Here is a 6,080-nt window from a genome sequence, read left to right as displayed (position 1 = left end):
CTGGGGCGCGGACCGCGGAGGCGGAGCGAAGCGGCGACGGCGCGGGGAGGGGGAATTGTGGCGCGGCGGGGGAATTTTGGCGGGAGAATCCAAGCCTTCAAAGTGTGGATTATAAGGATAAAATTTCAGCCCTGCCTTTGATCATCGCTACGCAGTGCTCAAAATGCGCGGTGTTGAGCCCGTCTGCGCTGGCGGCGTCCCAGCGGCCATTGGAGTGGGTGGGCGTGCCGTCTTTTTGGCAAATCATGGGTTCTAGGCAAAAAACCATGCCGTTTTTGATTTTCGGCCCGTTTTTGATGCTATCGCCCTCCTCTAGGTAGTTTAAAATTTCGGGCTCGCAGTGGGGTTTGTCGCCGATGCCATGACCGCAATACCCCTGCAAAGGCACAAAACCCCTGCTCTGGATGAACGCACCCAAAAGGGCGGAAAGCTCCTTGAAGCGCATGCCCTCCTTGATGGAGTCGATGGCAAAATAAAGGGCGTCCTTGGCGCAGGCGATGAGGGCGACGTCATTGGGTGAAATTTCGCCGATGCCGATGGTCCTGGCCGCATCGCCGTAATAGCCCTCAAAAAGCGTGCCCACATCAAGCCCCAAAACATCGCCTTCCTTGATGATTTTATCATCGGCGATGCCGTGGATGCAGATGGAATTTAGTGAGGTGCAAATGGCGCTGGGAAAGTCGTAAAGTCCCTTAAATGAGGGCTTTGCCCCGGATTTTAGGATGAAATCCTCAGCCAGTGCGGCGATCTCGCGCAGGCTCATCCCTACCTTAATCTCGCGCTCCAAATAGTCCAGAGTCCTGGCTACGATTTGATTGGCCTTGCGTAGGGTTTCGATTTCTTTTGCTTTTCTTAGTTGTATCATGGCGTGTCCTTTAAATTGAGCCAAATTTTAGCCCTTTGCCTCAAATCTTCCACCGCGCTTGAGGCGTAAAATTTCAAGCGCGCCCTCCTGCCTGAGGGGCTGAGTCTTGCGCTGGTTCTCAAAAAATCCATAATCGCCTCGCCCGAGTGGATGAGCTTGGTTTTTGTGCCGAAAAATTCCTGCAGGGGTCTGCTGAGGAATGGAAAATGCGTGCAGGCTAGGATGAGGGCGTCTGGGCTTTCTAGGCCGTCAAAATAATGCCGCAGGGCACTTTGGAGCAAGTCCCCCCCCCAAATGCCCTCCTCCACCATAGGCACGAAGAGTCCCGTTGGCAGTGCCCTGATCCGAGAAAAGCCCTGCCTTTGAAGATGCGCCTGATACTCACCCGACTCCACAGTCGCCCTTGTCGCGATGACGAGAATTTCTCCATCCTTATCGGGCAGGGCCTTAACGGTCGCTAAAACCCCCGCCTCGATGACGCCATAAACGGGAAAATTCGCCCGCTCTCTCAGTGCGGGCAGGGCGTAGGCGCTGGCGGTATTGCAGGCGATGATGAGCATGTCGGGTCTGAAATTTTCAAAAAAATCCAAGGCCTCGAGGCAAAATTTGACGATGGTCTGCCTGTCCTTCACGCCGTAGGGCACGCGTGCGGTGTCGCCATAATAAATCAATTCCTCGAAAAAATCCGCCTCGTATAGGGATTTTAGCACGCTAAGTCCTCCCACCCCGCTGTCAAAAACGCCCACTCTCACCTTGTCCCCTGCAATTTATAGCGCCTAGAGCCTATGAATTTGGGCTTCCAGTAGGGATTATCAAGTCGCGCCTCCTTGCTGCCCCCCCGCGTGGAAAGATGCGCGAAGGCGCCATTTCCCAGATAAATCCCCACATGCAAGCCGTTGGGCCCGCGTCCTGTCCTAAAAAATACCAAATCGCCCGCTTTGAGATCCTTTTTGAGAATTTTTTCGCCCCCATTAAGCTGTGCCCTGGTGGTGCGGGGGATTTTGGCCCCAAATTCGGCCAAGATGGCCTGGGTGAAGGCCGAGCAGTCCGAGCCCCTCCTGCTGGCGCCGCCTAAAACATAGGGGGTGTGCTTCCATTTTTGAACGAAGTGCTTGAGTTTGCTTTGGAGGTGCGTGTCGGCATTTTTGGGGCTAAGATCGCCAAAATGAAGGCCGCATCCGCTTAGAAACAACAAAAGTCCGGCTAAAAAAATCTTTCCCATCGTGCGCTCACCTGGCAAAAAATTTCAAAAAAATAAAGCCCAAAATCCCCGAGCAAAAGGAGGCGATGAGGATGGATAGATTGTCCGCGTAGTTGAAAACATCGCTCACCTCATAGGCCAAACCATCGATAAAAAGGCTCATCGTAAAGCCGATGCCCGTGAGGATGCAAACCCCATAAAGCTGCCTTAAATTCGCATTTTCTGGCAGTTTTGCCCAGCCCATTTTGATCGCCAAATACGCAAAGGCAAAGACGCCCACCTGCTTGCCCACAAAAAGCCCCAAAAATATCCCCAAACTCACGCCAGAAAGCACAGAATCAAGGTCGAGATTGGCTAAATTCACCCCCGCATTGGCGAAGGCAAAAAGCGGCAGGATGACGAAGATGAGCCAAAATTTCAGGCTTGAGTCAATTTCTTTTAAAAAAGGCTCGCCTTGCTTGGTCTGCAAGGGGATGAAAAAGGCTGTGATGATACCGGCTAGGGTCGCATGGACGCCGCTTTCTAAAACGCTCACCCAAAGCACGAGTGAGCAGATGAAATAAAAGGACTTGCGCGTGATGCCAAATACATTCAAAAAAAGCAGGGCTATGATGGCTCCGGTTGCCACCACTAGGGCTGCAAAGGAAAGATCTGTGGTGTAGAAAATCGCTATGATTAAGATCGCTCCTACATCGTCAAAAATGGCTAGGGCTAGCAAAAAAACCTTGAGTGAGGCTGGAATTTGCCTGCCGCACATGAGCAAAATCGCCAAGGCAAAGGCCGTGTCCGTGGCGGTGGGGATGGCCCAGCCCTTTAGCGCGTAGGCGTCGTGGTGGTTGATGAGGGCGAAGATGAGGGCGGGAAGGGCTATGCCACCGAGGGCGGCTACGAAGGGCAGGATGATGTTGTGAGGATTTTTGAGGGAGCCTTGGGTGAATTCTTTTTTAAGCTCGAGCCCTATGGCGAAGAAAAAAATGGCGATGAGGCCGTCATTGATCCAGAGCAAAAAGGGCTTGTTGAGGCCGAATTCCCCGACATTAAAGCCAACTTGCAGGCTTAAAAATTCGCTGTAATAAACGCTTAGGGGGCTGTTTTGAACGAGCAGGGCGAAAATGGCGCTGATGATGAGTAAAATTCCGCCCAGAGTTTCGCTGTGCTGTCCTTTTGCAAGGTTCATTTAACGAGCTTCAAATACACATAGCCGATGAAGGCACTCAAAAAACTAGCGATCAAAATGGCAAGCTTGTCAGCGTGCTCGAAGATGTCGCTGTTTTTGTAGGCTAGGGCGTCGATAAAAAGGCTCATCGTAAAGCCGATGCCCGTGAGGATGCAAATGCCGTAAAATTTGGCGTATTTGACATTTTCTGGCAGTTTTGCGAGCTTGAATTTAATCGCCAGATACGAAAAGGCAAAGACACCCACCTGCTTGCCCACAAAAAGCCCCAAAATGATCCCCAAACTCACCGGAGAGAAAATGAGCGAGAGGTTCATATTTTTCAAGTCAATGCCCGCATTGGCGAAGGCAAAAAGCGGCAGGATGAAGTAGATCACCCAAGGATTAAGGCTGTGGAGCACGGCGTGGAGATAGGGGCGCTTGGTTTTGGTATCAAGCGGGATGAAAAGCGCGATGATCACCCCCGCTAGGGTCGCATGGACGCCGCTTTTGAGCATCGCTATCCAAAGCACCACGCCCACGAGGACATAAAAAGGAAGCTGGGTGATGTGGAAATAATTGAGCAAAAATAAGAAAAAAATGCACATCAAGCAAACGAGCAGGGCGAAGGCAGAAAGCTGATCGGTATAAAATAAGGCGATGATAACGATGGCTCCTAGGTCGTCAAAGATGGCTAGGGTCAGGAGGAAAAGCTTGAGGCTTGAGGGAATTCTTTTCCCCAAGAGCATCAAAACCCCCACAGCAAAGGCTATGTCCGTGGCGGTGGGGATGGCCCAGCCCTTCATGGCAAAGTCGTGGTGGAAGTTGATGGCGGCAAAAATGAGGGCTGGCACTACCATACCCCCTAAGGCGCCGAAGATGGGCAGGGAAACGGCACGGATGTTTTTGAGCTGGCCCCTTAGCATTTCGTATTTGAGCTCCAGTCCTATGCAGAGGAAGAAGATGGCGATGAGGCCGTCATTGATCCAAAGATCTAGCGGCTTTGAAATTTGGAAATCATCAAAGCCCACTGTGAAATTCGCACGGAAAAAATCCGTATAAGCCTCGCTCAAAGATGAATTTTTGCACAACAGGGCAAAGAGGGTGAAAAAAATCAGCAAAATTCCGGGGAAGGTTTCGCTCAAAACTACCTTTTTAACGACTTGCAATGCCACACTCCTAAGATAAATTCAAGCCGCGATTGTAACAAAGCAAAGTTAAGGAAGGTTACGATTGATGAAGTAGGCACGAAATCATCCGTGCCTAAGATCAAGCGTAAATGTCTAGGACGCTTGATGGACTAGTCCCAGCACTAGCTGGAGCTTGAGTGGAGGTCTGCAGGGCGTCCATACCCTCAAAAAGCCTGGCAGCAAGTTGTTCATTGGTGTCCATAGTCTTCTTGAGCATAGTAGCACCAACAGTTAACATTAAAGAACCATTGCTCACATCTGAAACCATTTTTTCCTCCTTTATTGGTTTAGACTTTTCCACATCGACTCTTTTTTGAAAAAATGAAGGCTTACAACAATTCAAAATGTTTCATCAATCGCAGAATTTTTTAATTTTAACATTTTGAATTTTTCGCAAAATTCCCCATAAAACTCCCACGCAAAGCCCCCGCACTCCTCCAGCACGGGAGCAAATTCAGCCTCAAGCAGCCCAAAAAGCTCCTCCCCCACCTCCTCCTCCAGCAGAAATTCCACCAGCTCAGAGGGCTTTACCAAAATGCTCCTCTTATACTCCAGCCGCCGCTCAAGCGCCCTCTCAAAATAGCGACAATAGCGTTTCGTTTTCTCCATCAAGCTCTCATTTTCGCGAAGCAGCGCCCACTTCTCCTCCTCGCACAAAAAGACCAAATTGAAGCGATTTTCCTCCAAAAATTCAGCGCTCAGATCCCGCCACCCCTCATAGCCCTCACGCCAGTCAAAAGTGGAGATGAAAATCCTAATCCCAAGCTCCCGCTCCGCCTCGTTTGTGAAGCAGTGAAGCGTCCTTGGCAGCTCCCAAACGGCCGTATCAGAGCCGTTTTTACTCCGCAAACTGAGACCCCAAAGCTCCCCCTCATCCACACCAAATCCAAGCCTTCGCGCCAGTTTTGGCACCTCGGCCAAAACCCTATCAGCCGCAAGCTCCTCCATATCATAGTAAATCAGCTCAAAGCCCCGCTCCTTGAAGTATTTGAGCCGCGAGTGCAGGGTCATCACTCCAAGATAAAACGAAACGCTCCTAGGATGCGGCCGCTTCCCATCCACCCGCACCATCCGCCCCTCCTCAAAGCTCGCCGTGTGAAAACTAAAATCATCAAAGGCCCTTTTCAAATTCGTCCTCAGATCGATGTGATGATGGCTCTGGTAATGCTCCCCACGATGATTCACCCAGGTCAGCAGCACCAAAATCGGATCCCGCAAGGCGACAAAAACGGGCACGCTACAATCGCACAAAGCCGCCATTTTACGCATCACCCCCTCGCTAATCCACTCCAAATGAAGCCCCAAAACATTATCCTTAGGGCTTTCAAGCAGCAATGCTTGGGCATCAAAATAATATTGCTCATCCCACTCCCAGACTATGCCTGTGAAATTTTTCCCAAAAACCCTCCCCATCAAAGCCGCCAAGCACTGCGAAGCCGCTCCGGGGATATACGCAACGAGCCACTCATACCGCCGCGGCAGCGGCAAATTCAGCGCCCAGGCCGCCTCTGCGCCCAGCGTGCGGTAAGTGAGCCCCTCACGCGCATAGGCCGCACACTCAGCCGCAAAGTCCGCGCCAGAATTCTCCCGTCCGGCCAAACCACCAGCTGCCGCACCCGCCGGGTTTTGCGCGCCGTTTAAATTCTCCCGGCCCAAATTCCCAGCCGCCGC

General features: G+C 51.4%; 7 protein-coding genes. All 7 read right to left on the bottom strand.

What is annotated here, in order from left to right:
* Positions 1-109: 109 nt before the first annotated feature.
* Positions 110-865: a type I methionyl aminopeptidase gene (gene map, locus Q4A73_RS07050; protein ID WP_303206748.1), complete on the bottom strand. Its 756-nt coding sequence runs from the start codon at positions 863-865 to the stop codon at positions 110-112.
* The gene (gene murI, locus Q4A73_RS07045) at positions 862-1,617 is read right to left on the bottom strand and encodes a glutamate racemase (protein ID WP_303206747.1); all 756 of its coding nucleotides are present in this window, start codon (positions 1,615-1,617) and stop codon (positions 862-864) included. Before murI ends, map begins: the two co-directional genes overlap by 4 nt.
* Complete coding sequence (locus Q4A73_RS07040) at positions 1,614-2,087, bottom strand: C40 family peptidase (RefSeq protein WP_303206746.1); 474 nt, start codon at positions 2,085-2,087, stop codon at positions 1,614-1,616. Before Q4A73_RS07040 ends, murI begins: the two co-directional genes overlap by 4 nt.
* Positions 2,088-2,094: 7 nt before the next feature.
* Positions 2,095-3,243: a Na+/H+ antiporter NhaA gene (gene nhaA, locus Q4A73_RS07035; RefSeq protein ID WP_303206745.1), complete on the bottom strand. Its 1,149-nt coding sequence runs from the start codon at positions 3,241-3,243 to the stop codon at positions 2,095-2,097.
* On the bottom strand, positions 3,240-4,388 hold the full coding sequence (gene nhaA / locus Q4A73_RS07030; RefSeq protein ID WP_303206744.1) for a Na+/H+ antiporter NhaA: 1,149 nt from the start codon (positions 4,386-4,388) through the stop codon (positions 3,240-3,242). Before nhaA (Q4A73_RS07030) ends, nhaA (Q4A73_RS07035) begins: the two co-directional genes overlap by 4 nt.
* 100 nt (positions 4,389-4,488) lie before the next feature.
* Complete coding sequence (locus tag Q4A73_RS07025; protein ID WP_303206743.1) at positions 4,489-4,677, bottom strand: putative motility protein; 189 nt, start codon at positions 4,675-4,677, stop codon at positions 4,489-4,491.
* Between the two features lie 71 nt (positions 4,678-4,748).
* Positions 4,749-6,080 (bottom strand): DUF2972 domain-containing protein (locus Q4A73_RS07020; protein ID WP_303206742.1); only part of this gene is annotated, 1,332 nt, incomplete at its 5' end.

Origin of the sequence: Campylobacter sp., assembly GCF_030528245.1 — a bacterium.
Classification (GTDB): Bacteria; Campylobacterota; Campylobacteria; order Campylobacterales; family Campylobacteraceae; genus Campylobacter_D.
Note: the sequence above shows the minus strand (reverse complement) of the source record. Positions and strands in the feature narration are given on the sequence as shown.

Excerpts from the sequence above, each read along its gene's own strand:
- Q4A73_RS07025 (WP_303206743.1), bottom strand. The coding sequence starts at position 4,677 with ATGGTTTCAGATGTGAGCAATGGTTCTTTAATGTTAACTGTTGGTGCT.
- map (WP_303206748.1), bottom strand. The coding sequence starts at position 865 with ATGATACAACTAAGAAAAGCAAAAGAAATCGAAACCCTACGCAAGGCC.
- nhaA (WP_303206745.1), bottom strand. The coding sequence starts at position 3,243 with ATGAACCTTGCAAAAGGACAGCACAGCGAAACTCTGGGCGGAATTTTA.
- Q4A73_RS07040 (WP_303206746.1), bottom strand. The coding sequence starts at position 2,087 with ATGGGAAAGATTTTTTTAGCCGGACTTTTGTTGTTTCTAAGCGGATGC.